15 protein-coding genes are annotated in these 15,254 nt (G+C 59.5%); 8 read left to right on the forward strand and 7 right to left on the reverse strand.

Translation table 11 applies throughout. The annotated features are described in order from the left end of the window. Positions 1–57: 57 nt before the first annotated feature. A complete protein-coding gene (gene katB / locus QMX91_RS09050) occupies positions 58–1,599 on the reverse strand; it encodes a catalase KatB (protein WP_282412580.1) in 1,542 nt (513 codons plus the stop codon). 285 nt (positions 1,600–1,884) lie between these two features. Between katB and mscL the strand changes: the two genes are divergently transcribed. Further along, a complete protein-coding gene (gene mscL / locus QMX91_RS09055) occupies positions 1,885–2,298 on the forward strand; it encodes a large-conductance mechanosensitive channel protein MscL (RefSeq protein ID WP_027612841.1) in 414 nt (137 codons plus the stop codon). A 42-nt stretch (positions 2,299–2,340) separates the two neighbouring features. On the opposite strand, the gene QMX91_RS09060 is transcribed toward mscL, so the two are convergent. Further along, positions 2,341–3,117, reverse strand: coding sequence for a ferredoxin--NADP reductase (locus QMX91_RS09060; RefSeq protein WP_282412581.1), 777 nt, complete (start codon positions 3,115–3,117; stop codon positions 2,341–2,343). A gap of 330 nt (positions 3,118–3,447) precedes the next feature. Between QMX91_RS09060 and QMX91_RS09065 the strand changes: the two genes are divergently transcribed. After that, a complete protein-coding gene (locus QMX91_RS09065) occupies positions 3,448–4,176 on the forward strand; it encodes an autoinducer binding domain-containing protein (protein ID WP_098965721.1) in 729 nt (242 codons plus the stop codon). A gap of 151 nt (positions 4,177–4,327) precedes the next feature. After that, positions 4,328–5,452: a class I SAM-dependent methyltransferase gene (locus tag QMX91_RS09070; protein ID WP_282412582.1), complete on the forward strand. Its 1,125-nt coding sequence runs from the start codon at positions 4,328–4,330 to the stop codon at positions 5,450–5,452. 74 nt (positions 5,453–5,526) lie between these two features. Here the strand turns inward: QMX91_RS09070 and QMX91_RS09075 are convergent, their stop codons facing one another. The 3 genes from QMX91_RS09075 to QMX91_RS09085 form a co-directional block, all read right to left on the reverse strand. Next, complete coding sequence (locus tag QMX91_RS09075) at positions 5,527–5,694, reverse strand: DUF2474 domain-containing protein (RefSeq protein ID WP_135296609.1); 168 nt, start codon at positions 5,692–5,694, stop codon at positions 5,527–5,529. Between the two features lie 83 nt (positions 5,695–5,777). After that, the gene (cydB, locus tag QMX91_RS09080; protein WP_007963753.1) at positions 5,778–6,785 is read right to left on the reverse strand and encodes a cytochrome d ubiquinol oxidase subunit II; all 1,008 of its coding nucleotides are present in this window, start codon (positions 6,783–6,785) and stop codon (positions 5,778–5,780) included. A gap of 3 nt (positions 6,786–6,788) precedes the next feature. After that, on the reverse strand, positions 6,789–8,231 hold the full coding sequence (locus QMX91_RS09085; RefSeq protein ID WP_027612845.1) for a cytochrome ubiquinol oxidase subunit I: 1,443 nt from the start codon (positions 8,229–8,231) through the stop codon (positions 6,789–6,791). Positions 8,232–8,761: 530 nt separating this feature from the next. Between QMX91_RS09085 and QMX91_RS09090 the strand changes: the two genes are divergently transcribed. Further along, positions 8,762–10,000 carry an MFS transporter gene (locus QMX91_RS09090; protein WP_007963751.1) on the forward strand — a complete coding sequence of 413 codons (1,239 nt, stop codon included), beginning with the start codon at positions 8,762–8,764 and terminating at the stop codon, positions 9,998–10,000. 6 nt (positions 10,001–10,006) lie between these two features. On the opposite strand, the gene QMX91_RS09095 is transcribed toward QMX91_RS09090, so the two are convergent. Both QMX91_RS09095 and QMX91_RS09100 read right to left on the reverse strand, forming a co-directional pair. Further along, entirely contained in the window at positions 10,007–10,558 is a 552-nt protein-coding gene (locus QMX91_RS09095) for a DJ-1 family glyoxalase III (RefSeq protein WP_282412583.1), read from the reverse strand. A gap of 67 nt (positions 10,559–10,625) precedes the next feature. Continuing rightward, positions 10,626–11,075: a DUF4879 domain-containing protein gene (locus QMX91_RS09100; protein ID WP_282412584.1), complete on the reverse strand. Its 450-nt coding sequence runs from the start codon at positions 11,073–11,075 to the stop codon at positions 10,626–10,628. Between the two features lie 224 nt (positions 11,076–11,299). On the opposite strand from QMX91_RS09100, the gene QMX91_RS09105 reads away from it, so the two are divergent. The 4 genes from QMX91_RS09105 to QMX91_RS09120 all read left to right on the forward strand — a co-directional run bounded on the left by QMX91_RS09105 (position 11,300) and on the right by QMX91_RS09120 (position 15,168). Beyond that, positions 11,300–12,595, forward strand: coding sequence for an NCS2 family permease (locus QMX91_RS09105; protein WP_003228434.1), 1,296 nt, complete (start codon positions 11,300–11,302; stop codon positions 12,593–12,595). Continuing rightward, the gene (trmA, locus tag QMX91_RS09110) at positions 12,592–13,671 is read left to right on the forward strand and encodes a tRNA (uridine(54)-C5)-methyltransferase TrmA (RefSeq protein ID WP_282412585.1); all 1,080 of its coding nucleotides are present in this window, start codon (positions 12,592–12,594) and stop codon (positions 13,669–13,671) included. Before QMX91_RS09105 ends, trmA begins: the two co-directional genes overlap by 4 nt. A 196-nt stretch (positions 13,672–13,867) precedes the next feature. After that, a complete protein-coding gene (gene aroQ, locus QMX91_RS09115) occupies positions 13,868–14,317 on the forward strand; it encodes a type II 3-dehydroquinate dehydratase (protein ID WP_025108744.1) in 450 nt (149 codons plus the stop codon). Beyond that, positions 14,314–15,168, forward strand: coding sequence for a shikimate dehydrogenase (locus QMX91_RS09120; protein ID WP_282412586.1), 855 nt, complete (start codon positions 14,314–14,316; stop codon positions 15,166–15,168). The genes aroQ and QMX91_RS09120 overlap by 4 nt, the downstream gene beginning before the upstream one ends. Positions 15,169–15,254 lie beyond the last annotated feature (86 nt).

Consider the following 15,254-nt stretch of genomic DNA (forward strand, 5'->3'; position numbering starts at 1 on the left):
CGCTCTCCTTGGGCAGAACGGGGCCTGAATCAGGCCCCGCGTTGCATGGCGTCGAGATCAGTCGACCAGTTTCGCTGCCAGCGCCTTGACCCGGCTCAGGTCACCCTTGGCCACTTTGGTCACACCGCTGCCGTATTCCGGATCTGCCTTATAAAGAAAGGACAGGATGATGTGCTTGCTCTCGTCATCGGTGGTCGCCAGCGAACCGCCGAAGCTGGCGATCAGGTCCTGACGCTCCTGCTGGCTGAACGAGCGATACAGATCCCCGGCCTGTTTGAAGTTCTGCTCACGCTGAATCTTCGCCTGCTGGGTGCTGCCCGACAGTGCCAGCTGGCTGTAACGAGCGCTCTGCGGCTCTTCACGCGGTTGCAGGCGGCTTGGCTGATAGTTCACGCCAGACGCCGTGGCACCGAAGTTCATCGCACCGTCCTGATTGCCATTGTTGACCGCAACTTTTGGCGCATTGATCGGAAGTTGCAGGCCGTTTGCACCCAGGCGATACATCTGCGTATCGGCATAAGAAAACACTCGACCTTGCAACAGACGATCTTCTGAAGGTTCGATACCCGGCACAACATTGGCCGGAGCCATCGCAACTTGTTCGGTTTCCTGGAACACGTTGGCTGGATTACGGTTCAACACCATTTGTCCAACTTTTCGCTCAGGAACATTCGGCCAGATCTTGGTAGCGTCCAATGGATCGAAATCAAACTTGGACAAATCTTGCGGATTCAGCACTTGGATGTACAAGTCCCATTTCGGGAAATCACCCTTGTTGATATGACTGACCAGATCATTAGTCATATGACTGTAATCTTTGCCCTGAACTTTCTCGACTTGTTCAGGTGTCAGGTTTTTGATGCCTTGCAAACTTTTCCAGTGGAACTTCACATAGTGCACTTCGCCTTTGGCGTTAACCAACTTGTAGGCATGCACGCCATTACCGTCCATTTCCCGATAACTGGCTGGGGTACCCGAATTGGAATACAGCTCGGTCAGCGTGCGAGTGGCTTCCGGCACGTGGGAGAAGAAGTCGAAACGACGCGAGTCATCGTCAAGGTTGGTACGTGGATCGGGTTTGAACGCATGGACCATGTCCGGAAACTTGATCGCGTCGCGAATGAAGAAGGTCGGGAAGTTGTTGCCGACCAGGTCCCAGTTGCCATCAGCGGTGTAGAACTTGGTGGCAAAGCCCCGTGGATCGCGCAGGGTTTCCGGGGAGTGGTTACCGTGAACCACTGCGGAGAAGCGCACGAACACTGGCGTCACCTGCCCGGCAGCGAATACCTTGGCCTTGCTCAGGTCGCTGAGGTCGTTGGTCACGGTGAACGTGCCATGGGCACCGGTACCGCGGGCATGCACCACACGCTCGGGAATGCGCTCACGGTCGAAACGCTGGAGTTTCTGGATCAGTTGCACGTCTTGCAGCAGCACCGGGCCGTTGGCGCCGGCGGTTTGCGAGTTCTGATTGTCGCCCACCGCTGCACCGTTATCCCGGGTCAGGGGCGCGGCGTGCACGGAGAAGGTCAACAGGCTGGCGGTGAGTACGCCGAGCGTACGGCGATGGGGAAAAGCCCCCAGTCCAAGGGTGGAATTCATATCAGGTTCCTCTGGTTCTTTTGGGCGCATCCAGGTGCGCCAACCAGAGGCTAGAGGGCTAAGTCCGCGAACATAAATAGAAAGTTCGTAACCCGACGATTGAAAATTTTGGCTTCCCGATCAGCGTGTTACGGCGTATTTCGCGCGCGATTAGTGGCACTTTGCAAACTAATTGCAGATTTATCGGTCGATAAAAACGGGCATTGTAAGAAGGTGTTTCGCGCAGGACGCGTTTGCTGATTTACACTGCGTACACCAACCTCATCTGTAACAAGGAAATAACCTATGGGCGTGCTTAGTGAGTTCAAGGCCTTCGCGGTCAAAGGCAATGTGGTCGACATGGCCGTCGGTATCATCATCGGTGCCGCCTTTGGCAAAATTGTTTCGTCGTTTGTCGGCGACGTGATCATGCCGCCAATCGGCCTGTTGATCGGAGGGGTGGACTTCAGTGATCTGGCCATCACGCTTAAAGCCGCCGAGGGCAACGCCCCTGCCGTGGTCATGGCTTACGGTAAATTCATCCAGAGCATTCTGGACTTCGTGATCGTCGCCTTCGCGATCTTCATGGGTGTCAAAGCCATCAACCGCCTTAAACGCGAAGAAGCCGTAGCCCCTTCCCTGCCACCGGTTCCGACCAAGGAAGAAGAGTTGCTCGGTGAGATCCGCGATCTGCTCAAGGCCCAGAACAACCGGCCTTGACTGCTTGATGAATAAAGAGCGGCGCCTGATGGCGCCGTTTTTTTACCAGTAGTTTTCCACCGCCACCTGTCCCGGCCGCCGCGTCAGGCTCAGGCTCATGTGGCGTTTCTTCAGCTGTGCCCGGGTGTCGTCGATCATCTGCGGATTGCCGCACAGCATGACGCGCGAGTGCTCGAGGGCCAGTTCAACGCCGGCTTCACGCTCCAGCTCGCCGCTTTCAATCAGGCTGGTAATACGGCCATGCAAGGCACCAGGAACCTTTTCTCGGGTAACGGTGGGAATGAACTGCAGTTTATGGGCGTGTTCTGCCAGGTAATCACGCTCGGACAGTTCTGCAATCAACGACTGATAGGCCAGTTCCCGCGCTTCGCGCACGCTGTACACCAGAATGATCCGCTCGAATCGCTCCCACACTTCGAAGTCCTGCAGAATCGACAGAAACGGCGCAACCCCGGTCCCGGTGGATAACAGCCACAAATCCCGACCGTCGACAAACCGATCCAGCGTCAGGTAACCAAAGGCCTGGCGTTCCACCAGTAGGGTATCGCCGACCTGCAAGCGACTAAGTTCACTGGTGAATTCGCCACCTGGCACCACGATGGAGAAGAACTCGAGAAACTCGTCGAAGGGTGAAGAGACCATCGAGTAAGCACGCCAGACCGTGCTGCCATCAGCCTTTGTCACCCCCAGGCGAGCGAATTGTCCCGCGCGAAACCTGAAGCCCGTATCGCGCGTGGTGCGCAGGGTAAACAGACTGGGGGTCAAAGGCTGCACGTCGAGCAAGGTCTGGGCAGTAAATTTATCTGCGCTGACAGTCATGGGGGCACTCCACGGAAAAGACCCTGACAGTCTCGCGCAAACTCAGAGCATAAACACCACTGCTTTTGTAGTGGTTTACCGTTCAGACCGCCCGAAAAAATGAGAATTAAACCCAAATGGCGTTAATACAGCGGTATTCAAAGTCCGATTGAATGACAGGTTAAATCCAACGCGTTATTGATGACTAATAACCTTTCCAGCAACTAACCGCCTCCTCCAAGAGCAAAAAAATTCAACGCCATTTGTAAGACCTGTCCTACACTCGGTTGCGTGCAGGATCCGATTGGATCCATAAAAAGCACCCGACGAACGACTCATGGAGAGTGAGTGATGGAAATGTGGAAGGAGTCGCAATTAAAGCAACTGACTTTCGCAAGAGAAATAGAGACCGCTTATCCGATCTTGCTGCGATTCGCTCAAAATATTGGCTTCAATTTTTGTGCCATCTCATTGACATCAAACAATCGGAACGCTGACTTAAAGACCTTGCAAATCAATAACTATCCGAAAGAGTGGAACCAACTTTATGAAAGACAAAACTACCGGAAAATCGATCCGGTAATAGCACACTGCAGTCGTTCAATGCTGCCGATTGTCTGGACCGAGGACGTGTTTTCGCAAACCTTGTCGCTGTGGGACGCCCAACAGAAACATGGATTGCGACACGGTTGGTCGCAGTCGTTCCACCACGAAGACAGCGGGCTGTGCAGCACCCTGAGCCTCGCCAGGAAAAACGGTCCATTAAGTCCGCTCGAGTTGTACGAGCATTTTGGCTATATGTTTTACGCGACCAGCCACCTGAGTGACCTGTTCGCCAAAACCTTGCCCAAACCGGTCAAAAAGCCCGCCCCCCCACGCCTTTCACCGCGAGAACTGGAAGTGCTCAAGCTCTCGGCGCTCGGCAAGACGGCCTATGAGATTGCCAGGATCCTCTGCCTGAGCGAGCGGACGGTGAATTACCACGTGCAAAACGTGATTCTCAAACTGAACGTCTGCAACAAGATTTCTGCGGTCATTGCTGCCAAGAGTTGCGGCCTTCTCGACATGCCTGCCCACTAAAAGCTGCGAGTATTTCAACGGAAAAAAACGTACCATCTGCGACCTTCCTGAGTGATGACGTGAACCTTGACGTTGTATTTCACTCGGACGGTACCGCTGCGCGATGCCCTGGGCTGCGGGCCACCCGTTGAATAACCAGAGTTCCCGTACCATGCCCTTGCTCGAAACGCCCTTTGCCCAACTCGACCTGATCCGCCAGCCCGAGCAGCAGAATGAACCGCTGCAAGCGTTCGATGCGGCTGACGAATACCTGCTCAATCATCTGGCCGCGCAACAACCGACGGCAGACACTCGGGTATTGGTACTCAATGACAGCTTCGGAGCGCTGGCGGCGAGTCTGGCGGGCAAGGTTCAGGTCAGCAGCAGTGGCGACTCGTTTCTCGCATTCCAGGGCCTGGAAAAGAACCTGGTACGCAACGGCCTGGCATTTGATGCCGTGCGCGGGATTGCGGCCAGTGAGCCGTTGGTCGGGCCGTTCGACCGGGTGCTGATCCGCGTGCCCAAGACGCTGGCATTGCTGGAAGAGCAACTGATCCGCCTGCAAGGGCTACTGGCACCCGGCGCCGAAGTGGTGGCAGCGGCCATGGTCAAGCATTTGCCGCGCGCAGCCGGTGATCTGCTGGAGCGTTACATTGGCCCGGTACAGGCTTCACTGGCGGTGAAGAAAGCTCGCCTGTTGATCGCAACGCCTGAAGCCAAAGCTCCGGCGACCTCGCCCTACCCTTCGCGTTATCAACTGGACGAGCCGGCCATCGAATTGCTCAACCACGCCAACGTGTTTTGCCGTGAAGGCCTGGATATCGGCACCCGAGCTTTTCTCCCGCACCTGCCCAAGAACCTCGGCAACGCCCGGGTCGCCGACCTCGGCTGCGGTAACGGCGTACTGGCCATCGCCAGCGCCCTGCACAACCCCGACGCGCACTACACGCTGGTCGACGAATCGTTCATGGCCGTGCAATCGGCCGCCGAGAACTGGCGCGCCGCGCTGGGCGAGCGCGAAGTGCTCGTGCGCGCTGGCGATGGTCTGGCCGGCCAGGAGCCGCAATCGCTGGACGTAGTGCTGTGCAATCCGCCGTTCCATCAACAACAGGTGGTCGGCGATTTCCTCGCCTGGCGCATGTTCCAGCAGGCCCGCGAGGCGCTGGTGGTGGGCGGTGCGTTGTACATCGTCGGCAACCGGCACCTGGGCTATCACAGCAAGCTGGCGCGGCTGTTCCGTGGCGTCGAGCAAGTGGCTGCCACACCGAAATTCGTGATTCTCAAAGCCCGCAAGTAAAGCGTCAGGCAAAAAAACCCTCCGCAATGCGGAGGGTCATAAAACCGTGCCCAAGGGCAGCGGGACGGGATGTTTCAGTGTGTGGTCAGGCCGGCCGCGCTCATGAACAGGCGCATCAGGCTGGCGGCAATGAACAGCGCGCCGACGCTACCGATCCAGATCAGGGCCAACCAGCCGAGCCGCTGCCACAGCGGCTTTTTTTCGGCTTCTTCAATCTCGTGCAGGGAATGTTTGCTGTTCATTGCATCGTTCCTCTTGGGCGATGGCGTCGCTGAGGACGCCACCGCGAGCCGGCTTGCTCTCACAGGGTGAGCAAAGCGAGAGATCAGTGGTAACCGTCTTCATGGGTGACCTTGCCGCGGAACACGTAGTAGCTCCAGAAGGTGTAACCCAGGATGAACGGGATGATGAACAGCGTACCGACCAGCATGAAGCCCTGGCTTTGCGGCGGTGCGGCGGCGTCCCAGATCGAGATCGACGGCGGCACGATGTTCGGCCACAGGCTGATGCCCAGACCGCTGTAGCCGAGGAATATCAGCACCAGGGTCAGCAGGAACGGCATGTAGTTGGCATTGCGCGCCACCGCGCGGATCAGCCCGTACAGCGTCACCAGCACCAGAATCGGCACCGGCATGAACCAGAACAGGTTCGGCATGCTGAACCAGCGTGTCGCGATCTCGGGGTGAGCCAGCGGCGTCCACAGACTGACGATGCCGATCACCGCCAACAGCACGAATGCCAGCGGCCGCGCGAGGTTGTGCATCTGCTCCTGCAACTTGCCTTCGGTCTTCATGATCAACCAGGTGCAACCGAGCAAGGCATAGGCCACCACCAGCGCGGCGCCGCAGAACAGGGTGAATGGTGTCAGCCAGTCCAGTGAACCGCCGGCGTATTGCCGATTGACCACCGGCAAACCGTCGATGAACGCACCGAGTGCCACGCCCTGGAAGAACGTCGCCGCCACCGAACCGCCGATGAACGCCTTGTCCCACAGGTGGCGCTTGTCGTCCTTGGCCTTGAAGCGGAACTCGAACGCAACACCGCGAAAAATCAGGCCGATCAGCATGAAGATCAACGGCAGGTACAGCGCCGACAGCACCACCGAATAGGCCAGCGGGAACGCGCCGAACAACGCCGCGCCGCCCAGTACCAGCCAGGTTTCATTGCCGTCCCAAACCGGGGCGACGGTGTTCATCATTACATCACGGTCGGTCTTGCCCGGGATGAACGGGAAGAGAATCCCGATCCCCAGGTCGAAGCCGTCCATGACCACGTACATCATGATGCCGAAGATGATGATCACGGCCCAGATCAGCGGAAGATCAATACCCATGAGTCAAATCTCCTTTTCCAGGCTGCGCTGCGAGTCAGCGTCGGTGCCTTCGTCATCGGCTGCGGACAACGGCCGAGCCGGAGTGCGTTTCTGGCCAGGACCACCTTCGTTGGTTTCCTTGCCTTCGTCGGTTTTCGGCCCTTTGCGCACCAGGCGCATCATGTAGCCAAGCCCCGCACCGAACAGCGCGAAATACACCACGACGAACATGATCAGGGTGATGCTCATCTGCATGAAACTGTGATTGGACGAGGCATCCGCCGTGCGCATCAGCCCGTAGACCACCCACGGCTGCCGACCGATTTCAGTGGTGAACCAGCCAGCGAGGATCGCGATCAGGCCGGACGGCCCCATCCACAACGCCAGATACAGGAACGGCCGCGACGTGTAGAGCGAATCGCGCTTGCGCAGCCACAGGCTCCACAGACCGGTGAAGATCATCAGGAAGCCGAGGCCGACCATGACCCTGAACGACCAGAACACAATGGTCGAGTTCGGCCGGTCTTCAGGCGGGAACTCCTTGAGCGCCGGCACCTGCTTGTCCAGCGAGTGGGTCAGGATCAGGCTGCCGAGGTACGGGATCTCTACGGCGAATTTGGTTTTCTCTTCTTTCATGTCCGGCCAGCCGAACAGGATCAACGGGGTCGCTTCGTTGCCTTTGTTTTCCCAGTGGCCTTCGATCGCGGCGATTTTCGCCGGCTGATGCTCAAGGGTGTTCAGCCCGTGGAAGTCACCGATAACCGCCTGGATTGGCGCGACGATCAGCGCCATCCACATTGCCATCGACAGCATGGTGCGGATCGCCGGGTTGTCCTTGCCGCGAAGCAGGTGCCAGGCCGCCGACGAGCCAACGAAGAACGCGGTGGCCACGAACGCAGCGGTCGCCATGTGCATCAGGCGATACGGGAACGACGGGTTGAACACGATGGCCAGCCAGTCGGTCGGGATCACCTGACCGTTGACGATCTCGAAGCCTTGCGGCGTCTGCATCCAGCTGTTGGAAGCGAGAATCCAGAATGTCGAGATCAGCGTGCCGATCGCCACCATCACCGTGGAGAAGAAGTGCAGTTTGCGTCCGACCTTGTTCCAGCCGAACAGCATCACCCCGAGGAAACCGGCCTCAAGGAAGAATGCCGTGAGCACCTCGTAGGTCAGCAACGGTCCGGTGACGGAACCGGCGAAGTCCGAGAAACGGCTCCAGTTGGTGCCGAACTGGTAAGCCATGACCAGACCGGAGACCACACCCATGCCGAAGTTGACGGCAAAGATTTTCGACCAGAAGTGGTAGAGATCCCGGTAAGTGTCGTTATGGGTTTTCAACCACAGCCCTTCAAGCACCGCCAGGTAACTCGCCAGGCCAATGGTGATGGCCGGGAACAGGATGTGGAACGAGATGGTGAACGCGAACTGAATTCGGGCGAGATCGAGTGCCTCTAAACCGAACATAAGTCTTCCTCTGTCAGGTAATACCGGCATTGGGGCTTGTGGCCCCTGCCTACTGCCCCCACGGATATGGAGTGCGGCGAATTCTGATTCGTTCTTTTTTAACAGCCATCGCAACGCAGGGAGTCTGGCCAACGGGCCACCAGAGCATGGCCCGGGAGGGTCTTGATCTGGATCAAGCAACGTTAAAAGAGTAGTCCCATTTCCGACGAAGAACGGCGTGGTCGTTTGCCGCGTGACAAGTTGCCTCATTGCCTGGGCAACGTTCTGAAAGACACTCCTCAGAGCTGCACGACCTGTAGTGAGGGGATTCATCCCCGATGGGCGGCGAAGCAGCCCCAGATGTTTCGTTGCGTCGTCAATTTTTTACGACTGCTGCGCAGCCGATCGGGGATAAATCCCCTCACCACATTGAGATGAGGTATGCCAGGGAGCGATAGATGTCTGGCTAACTAAATTTTTTATCATAGCAACTTCCTGTTACAGACTGGTGATAACCTCGCGGTTCCCCCAAGAGCCAGACCTGCCTTCAGATGCCCAGCCAAGAGCCCCTGCTGTTACGTCACCATCGTCCTTTTCTTGCGTTCTGGTTCGCCCGAATCTTCACCGCCAGCGGCTTTCAGATGCTCACGGTGGCGATCGGCTGGAATCTGTATCAGTTGACCGGCAACGTGCTCGACCTGGGTCTGGTCGGGCTGGTCGAGTTCGCGCCACGGGTGCTGTTCATGCTGCACACCGGGCATGTCGCCGACCGCTATGACCGGCGCCGTGTTGCGGCGATCTGTCAGTCGTTGCAGGCGTTGATTGCCCTGGCACTGGCCATCGGCAGTGCGACCGACCACGTCACCCGGGAAATGATCTTTATCCTCGCCTTCCTGCTCGGGGCGGCGCGCTCCTTCGAAATGCCAACGACCCAGGCGCTGCTGCCGAGCATCGTGCCCAGCGCCCTGTTTCCACGGGCGGTCGCCGCAGCGCAGTCGGCTCAACAGTCAGCCACCATTGTCGCTCCGGCCCTCGGTGGCTTGCTTTACGCGTTTGGCAGTGTCTGGGTCTACGGCCCGACGGTGTTGCTCTATGTCATCGCCTGCACCTTGATGCTCAACCTGCCCGCCCGGCAAACGCCGCTGAACAAAGGCAAAGCCACGCTGGATTCGTTGCTGGCGGGTATCCGCTTCATTCGCAGCCGCCCGGACATCCTCGGGGCGATCTCGCTGGATCTGTTCGCGGTGTTGCTCGGTGGCGCTACGGCGTTGCTGCCGGTGTTCGCCAAGGACATCCTGCTCACCGGGCCTTGGGGCCTGGGCCTGCTGCGCTCGGCGCCGGCGGTTGGTGCGTTGGGGATGTCGCTGTTTCTGGCGCGATTTGCCGTCGAGCGCAATGTTGGCCGGGTGATGTTCACCGCCGTTGGCGTGTTCGGCGTCGCAACCATCGCCTTCGGTCTGTCGACCTCGTTCTGGTTCTCGCTGGCGGTGCTGGTGGTGCTCGGCGCGGCGGACATGATCAGCATGGTGATCCGCGCCTCCTTCGTGCAGCTGGAAACTCCGGACGAAATGCGCGGCCGGGTCAGCGCAGTGAACGGCCTATTCATCGGCGCCTCGAACCAGTTGGGCGAATTCGAATCCGGCCTCACCGCGCACTGGTTCGGCACCGTCCCGGCGGTGGTGATGGGCGGAATCGGCACGCTAGTGGTCACCGGAACGTGGATCAAACTGTTCCCGACCCTGGCCAACCGCGACCGGATGCATGTGCCGGTGGAAGAGGCGAAGGTCTGACTCTCGTCAAACCAACATCTCCCCCGCCACTTTCGCCCGCAACGCCTTGCCACCAAGCTGCTCCACCAGCGTCAGGGCAAACGCCAGTGCGCCACCGGAGCCTTGGGCGGTGATGCAATTGCCGTCGACCACCACCGGTTGATCAACAAACGTACAGCCCGACAGTTGATGACTGGCACTCGGCAGGCAGGTCATGCGCCGCTGGCGTAATACGCCTGAGGCTTGCAGGGCGATGGCCGGGGCTTCGCCTATGGCGGCGAACAGGCGTCCGGCGCTGGCCTGATCCTTGAGCAATTGCTGCAGCGGCTGATGTGCCGCCAGATGTTGTGAACCGACCACCCCGCCGGGCAGGACGATCAGGTCAAAAGTCTGTGCCAGCACATCGACCAGCATGCCATCCGCCGTCAGGCGCGTACCGCGCGCGCAGGTCAGCATGCGCCGGCCTTCGATGCTGGCCGCCACCACTTCGACACCGGCGCGGCGCAGCACATCGATCAGGGTCACGCTTTGCAGATCATCGATGCCCTCGGCGAGGGTAATCAGGGCTCTAAAGGTCATGGGCGCCATCCGCTGGGTGATCTTCCAAGCGTAGTCAGCTTTGTCCTGCCCCGTCCGGTGATAGCCGTTACTTGATGTAAAGCTGGGCCGACAGGGTGTTGCGTGGCGCGTTGATCGAGGTGTTACTGAAGGTGAAGGTACCTTCCTGCTTGCCCGCCAGATCAAAGGTATACAGTGAGCCGACGGTGTTGCTACCGGGCTTGCACTCAGTCAGGTTGCCGTTATCAAAGGCGCACACCGGCGCCCGGGTGCCGTTGACTTCAAAACCGTCCAGCGTGGCATGCGGCTGGTTCTGACCATAGCCGATTTCCAGCACGAACACCTTGATGCTCGGGCCGCTGTGATCGCATCGGGTTTGCGGCTGGTTATCGCCGATGTCTTCCAGACCACAGGCCGGCGATTGAACCTTGATCACCTTCACTTCAGTCAACGGTGGCGCCGAGGCTGCCAGCGCCGCCGTCGACCCGACCATCAGCCCGGCCATTACCCCCAAAGCCTTTATCCAGCGCTTGCCCATGTGATCGTATTTCCCCAAAAAATTCAGCGCGCAGTATGGCGCAGTTGGCCCTGTGGCAAAACTTCGACGACGTTCGGCACCAACAACCGCCATATTCCTCACGCTGCTGGTATGATGCGCGGCTTTTTCCGGCCCACCACAAATTCCCAGGCGCTTGCGACGGTCTGTGCTTTGCTGTTGAGGTCGATACATTCACGGCGCCGCGCGCGCCACGGGGAGCAGACATGCTGGAAAGGCTGTTTCAACTCAAGGCACACAACACCAACGTGCGTACCGAGATTCTGGCGGGCGTCACGACCTTCCTGGCCATGGCCTACATTCTGTTCGTCAACCCGAGCATCCTCGGCGAGACCGGCATGGACAAGGGCGCGGTGTTCGTCGCCACCTGTCTGGCAGCCGCCATCGGCTCGACCATCATGGGCCTGATCGCCAACTACCCGATCGCCCTCGCGCCAGGCATGGGCCTGAACGCCTTCTTCACTTACACCGTGGTCCTGCACATGGGCCACACCTGGCAAGTGGCGCTGGGCGCGGTGTTCATCTCGGCAGTGTGCTTCTTTCTGCTGTCGATCTTCCGCATCCGCGAATGGATCATCAACAGCATCCCGCTGCCCCTGCGCTCGGCGATTGCCGCCGGTATCGGCCTGTTCCTGGCGCTGATTGCCCTGCATAACGCCGGCATCGTGGTCAGCAACCCGGCGACCATGGTCGGCCTCGGTGACCTGAAAGCCCCGGCGCCGATCCTCGCCACCCTCGGCTTCGCCCTGATCGTCGCCCTCGAAGCGCTGAAAGTGCGCGGCGCAGTGCTGATCGGCATTCTGGCAGTGACCATCATTTCCATCGCCATGGGCTTCACCCCGTTCGGCGGCGTGACCTCGATGCCACCTTCGCTGGCCCCGACCTTCATGCAACTGGACATCAAGGGCGCGCTGGACATTGGTCTGGTCAGCGTGATCTTCGCCTTCCTGTTCGTCGACCTGTTCGACAACTCCGGCACCCTGATCGGCGTCGCCAAACGCGCCGGCCTGATGGGCAAGGACGGCCACATGCCGAAAATGGGCCGGGCACTGATCGCCGACAGCACCGCGGCGATGGCCGGCTCGCTGCTGGGTACTTCGACCACCACCAGCTACATCGAATCCGCGGCTGGCGTGAGCGCTGGCGGGCGTACCGGTCTGACGGCTGTAGTGGTAGCTATCCTGTTCCTGTTGGCGCTGTTCTTCTCGCCACTGGCGGCCAGCGTTCCGGCATTCGCCACCGCACCGGCGTTGCTGTTCGTCGCCGTGCTGATGACTTCCGGTCTGGCGGAAATAGACTGGGAAGACATCACCGTCGCCGCACCGGTCGTGGTCACCGCGCTGGCCATGCCGTTCACCTACTCGATCGCCAACGGCATCGCCTTCGGTTTCATCTCCTGGACCGTGATCAAGCTGCTGTCGGGCCGCGCCCGTGAGCTGAACCCGGCGCTGGTGATCCTGTCGATTCTGTTTGTGATCAAGTTGGGTTGGTTCAACGCATGACTTTCGATTCCCAGGCCTACGCCACTCAGCTCGAAGACAAGGTCACGCGTTTGCGTGACCTGCTGGCCCCGTTCGATGCACCAGAGCCGACCGTGTTCGACTCGCCGCTGCAGAACTTCCGCCTGCGTGCGGAATTTCGCCTGTGGCGCGAGGCCGGTGAGCGGCACTACGCAATGTTCTCCCAGGACGACAAGCGCACGCCGATCCTGATCGAAGAGTTCCCGATTGCCAGCCTGCGCATCAACCAGTTGATGCCGCAGCTCAAGGCGGCATGGCAGGCCAGTTCGGCGCTGAGCCACAAGCTGTTCCAGGTGGAGTTCCTGACCACCCTGGCCGGCGATGCGATGATTACCCTGTGCTATCACCGTCCGCTGGACGAACACTGGCATGCGGCCGCGTCGAAGTTGGCGGCTGATCTCAACGTCAGCGTCATCGGCCGTTCCAAGGGCAAACGCGAAGTCATCGGCCACGATTACGTGGTGGAGAAACTCGAAGTCGGTGGTCGCACCTTCAGCTACCGCCAGCCGGAAGGCGCATTCACCCAGCCCAATGGCACGGTGAACCAGAAGATGCTGAACTGGGCATTCGAAGCGCTAGGCGATCGCAGCGATGATCTGCTGGAGCTGTACTGCGGCAACGGCAACTTCACCCTGCCGCTCGCCACCCGTGTGCGCAACGTGCTGGCCACCGAGATCAGCAAGACCTCGGTCAACGCCGCACTGAGCAACCTCAGCGAAAACGCTGTGGATAACGTCACGCTGGTGCGCCTGTCCGCCGAAGAGCTGACCGAAGCGCTTAACGAAGTGCGCCCGTTCCGTCGCCTGCAAGGCATCGACCTGAAGAGCTACGAGTTCGGCAGCGTATTCGTCGACCCGCCGCGCGCCGGCATGGACCCGGACACCTGCGAGCTGACGCGGCGCTTCGACAATATCCTGTACATCTCCTGCAACCCGGAAACCCTGGCGGCCAACATCGCCCAACTGCACGACACGCACCGCATCACCCGCTGCGCGATGTTCGACCAGTTCCCGTGGACACATCACATGGAGTCCGGGGTGTTGCTGACCCGGCGTTGATGGCGAATGCCGGATACGAGAAAGCCGTCGTGATTGACGGCTTTTTTGTGGGTGATGTTTTGTTTTGTGCGATTAACGAACACTAAGCGCCAAGCGCAACGTTGCTCAATTGACCATGGTAACCATCTGGTACATTTTACCTCCACAGGCTGAAACCTTCGGCCCAAGCCAAAAACAATAAGTGGAGTTTGCCCCCATGCCCCCTATCGTTCTGGTGCTCAACGGCCCGAACCTGAACCTGCTCGGCACTCGTGAACCGGCAACCTACGGTCACGAAACCCTGGCTGATATTTCTGCTCTGTGCGGCCGCGCTGCCGAAGAATTCGGCCTGGCCGTGGAGTTTCGCCAGACCAATCACGAAGGCGAATTGCTCGACTGGATTCATGCGGCACGCGGCCGTTGCGCCGGGATAGTGATCAACCCGGCGGCGTGGACGCACACCTCGGTGGCGATCCGCGACGCGCTGGTGGCCAGTGAGTTGCCGGTGATCGAAGTGCACCTGTCCAACGTGCATGCGCGTGAGCCATTCCGCCACCACTCGTTTGTCTCGGCCATCGCCACGGCGGTGATGTGCGGCTTCGGCAGCCATGGCTATCGCCTGGCCCTGGAGCATTTCAGTCAGCGACTGAAGGGGCGCGCAGCATGACCCGTAAACCGGTAATACTGGCTGGCCTGATCGGTGCGGGTATTCAAGCCTCGCGCACGCCAGCACTGCATGAACATGAGGGCGACGCCCAAGGCTTGCGCTACCTGTATCGGCTGATCGACCTCGATCAGTTGCAACTCGACAGCAACGCCCTGCCCGACTTGCTGCAGGCCGCCGAGCGGATGAACTACACCGGTCTGAACATCACTTTCCCGTGCAAGCAGGCGATCATCTCGCTGCTCGACGAACTGTCCCCGGAAGCCCGGGGCATTGGCGCGGTCAACACCGTGGTGCTCAAGGACGGCAAACGCATCGGCCACAACACTGATTGCCTGGGTTTTGCCGAAGGTTTTCGCCGAGGCCTGAAGGACGCTGCGCGTGAACGTGTCGTCCAGATGGGCGCCGGCGGTGCGGGAGCGGCAGTGGCCCACTCGTTGTTGAGCGAAGGCGTACAGCAGCTGAGTATTTTCGATGTCGACCGCGAGCGCGCCGAGAGTCTGGCGAACAACCTCAACCAGCATTTCGGCGTCGGTCGCGCCGTCGCCGGGCGAGATCTGCCGGGCACGCTGAATCAGGCCGATGGTCTGGTGAATACCACGCCGATGGGCATGGCCAAACTGCCGGGCATGCCAGTACCGGTGGAGTTGCTGCGCAAGGAGTTGTGGGTCGCGGAGATCGTTTACTTCCCGCTGGAAACCGAACTGCTGCGCAACGCCCGCGCCTTGGGTTGCCGCACGCTGGACGGCGGCAACATGGCGGTGTTTCAAGCGGTGAAGGCGTTTGAATTGTTCAGCGGCGTGGTGCCGGACGCACAGCGGATGCTGGCGCATTTTCAAAGCATGAATGGCTGAAGATAAACATCGATCCTGTGGGAGCGGGCTTGCTCGCGAAGGCTGTGTGTCAGGCGCTAGATGTATAGGCTGACACGCCGCTTTCG

The organism is Pseudomonas sp. PS01299, from assembly GCF_029960145.1.
Lineage (GTDB): Bacteria > Pseudomonadota > Gammaproteobacteria > Pseudomonadales > Pseudomonadaceae > Aquipseudomonas > Aquipseudomonas putida_A.

What these genes read in the sequence shown, in the direction of transcription:
- QMX91_RS09120 (WP_282412586.1), top strand. Translation starts at nt 14,314, where the DNA reads ATGACCCGTAAACCGGTAATACTGGCTGGCCTGATCGGTGCGGGTATT.
- QMX91_RS09065 (WP_098965721.1), top strand. Translation starts at nt 3,448, where the DNA reads ATGGAAATGTGGAAGGAGTCGCAATTAAAGCAACTGACTTTCGCAAGA.
- QMX91_RS09105 (WP_003228434.1), top strand. Translation starts at nt 11,300, where the DNA reads ATGCTGGAAAGGCTGTTTCAACTCAAGGCACACAACACCAACGTGCGT.
- katB (WP_282412580.1), bottom strand. Translation starts at nt 1,599, where the DNA reads ATGAATTCCACCCTTGGACTGGGGGCTTTTCCCCATCGCCGTACGCTC.
- trmA (WP_282412585.1), top strand. Translation starts at nt 12,592, where the DNA reads ATGACTTTCGATTCCCAGGCCTACGCCACTCAGCTCGAAGACAAGGTC.
- QMX91_RS09095 (WP_282412583.1), bottom strand. Translation starts at nt 10,558, where the DNA reads ATGACCTTTAGAGCCCTGATTACCCTCGCCGAGGGCATCGATGATCTG.
- cydB (WP_007963753.1), bottom strand. Translation starts at nt 6,785, where the DNA reads ATGGGTATTGATCTTCCGCTGATCTGGGCCGTGATCATCATCTTCGGC.
- QMX91_RS09060 (WP_282412581.1), bottom strand. Translation starts at nt 3,117, where the DNA reads ATGACTGTCAGCGCAGATAAATTTACTGCCCAGACCTTGCTCGACGTG.
- QMX91_RS09075 (WP_135296609.1), bottom strand. Translation starts at nt 5,694, where the DNA reads ATGAACAGCAAACATTCCCTGCACGAGATTGAAGAAGCCGAAAAAAAG.
- mscL (WP_027612841.1), top strand. Translation starts at nt 1,885, where the DNA reads ATGGGCGTGCTTAGTGAGTTCAAGGCCTTCGCGGTCAAAGGCAATGTG.
- QMX91_RS09070 (WP_282412582.1), top strand. Translation starts at nt 4,328, where the DNA reads ATGCCCTTGCTCGAAACGCCCTTTGCCCAACTCGACCTGATCCGCCAG.
- aroQ (WP_025108744.1), top strand. Translation starts at nt 13,868, where the DNA reads ATGCCCCCTATCGTTCTGGTGCTCAACGGCCCGAACCTGAACCTGCTC.
- QMX91_RS09100 (WP_282412584.1), bottom strand. Translation starts at nt 11,075, where the DNA reads ATGGGCAAGCGCTGGATAAAGGCTTTGGGGGTAATGGCCGGGCTGATG.
- QMX91_RS09085 (WP_027612845.1), bottom strand. Translation starts at nt 8,231, where the DNA reads ATGTTCGGTTTAGAGGCACTCGATCTCGCCCGAATTCAGTTCGCGTTC.
- QMX91_RS09090 (WP_007963751.1), top strand. Translation starts at nt 8,762, where the DNA reads ATGCCCAGCCAAGAGCCCCTGCTGTTACGTCACCATCGTCCTTTTCTT.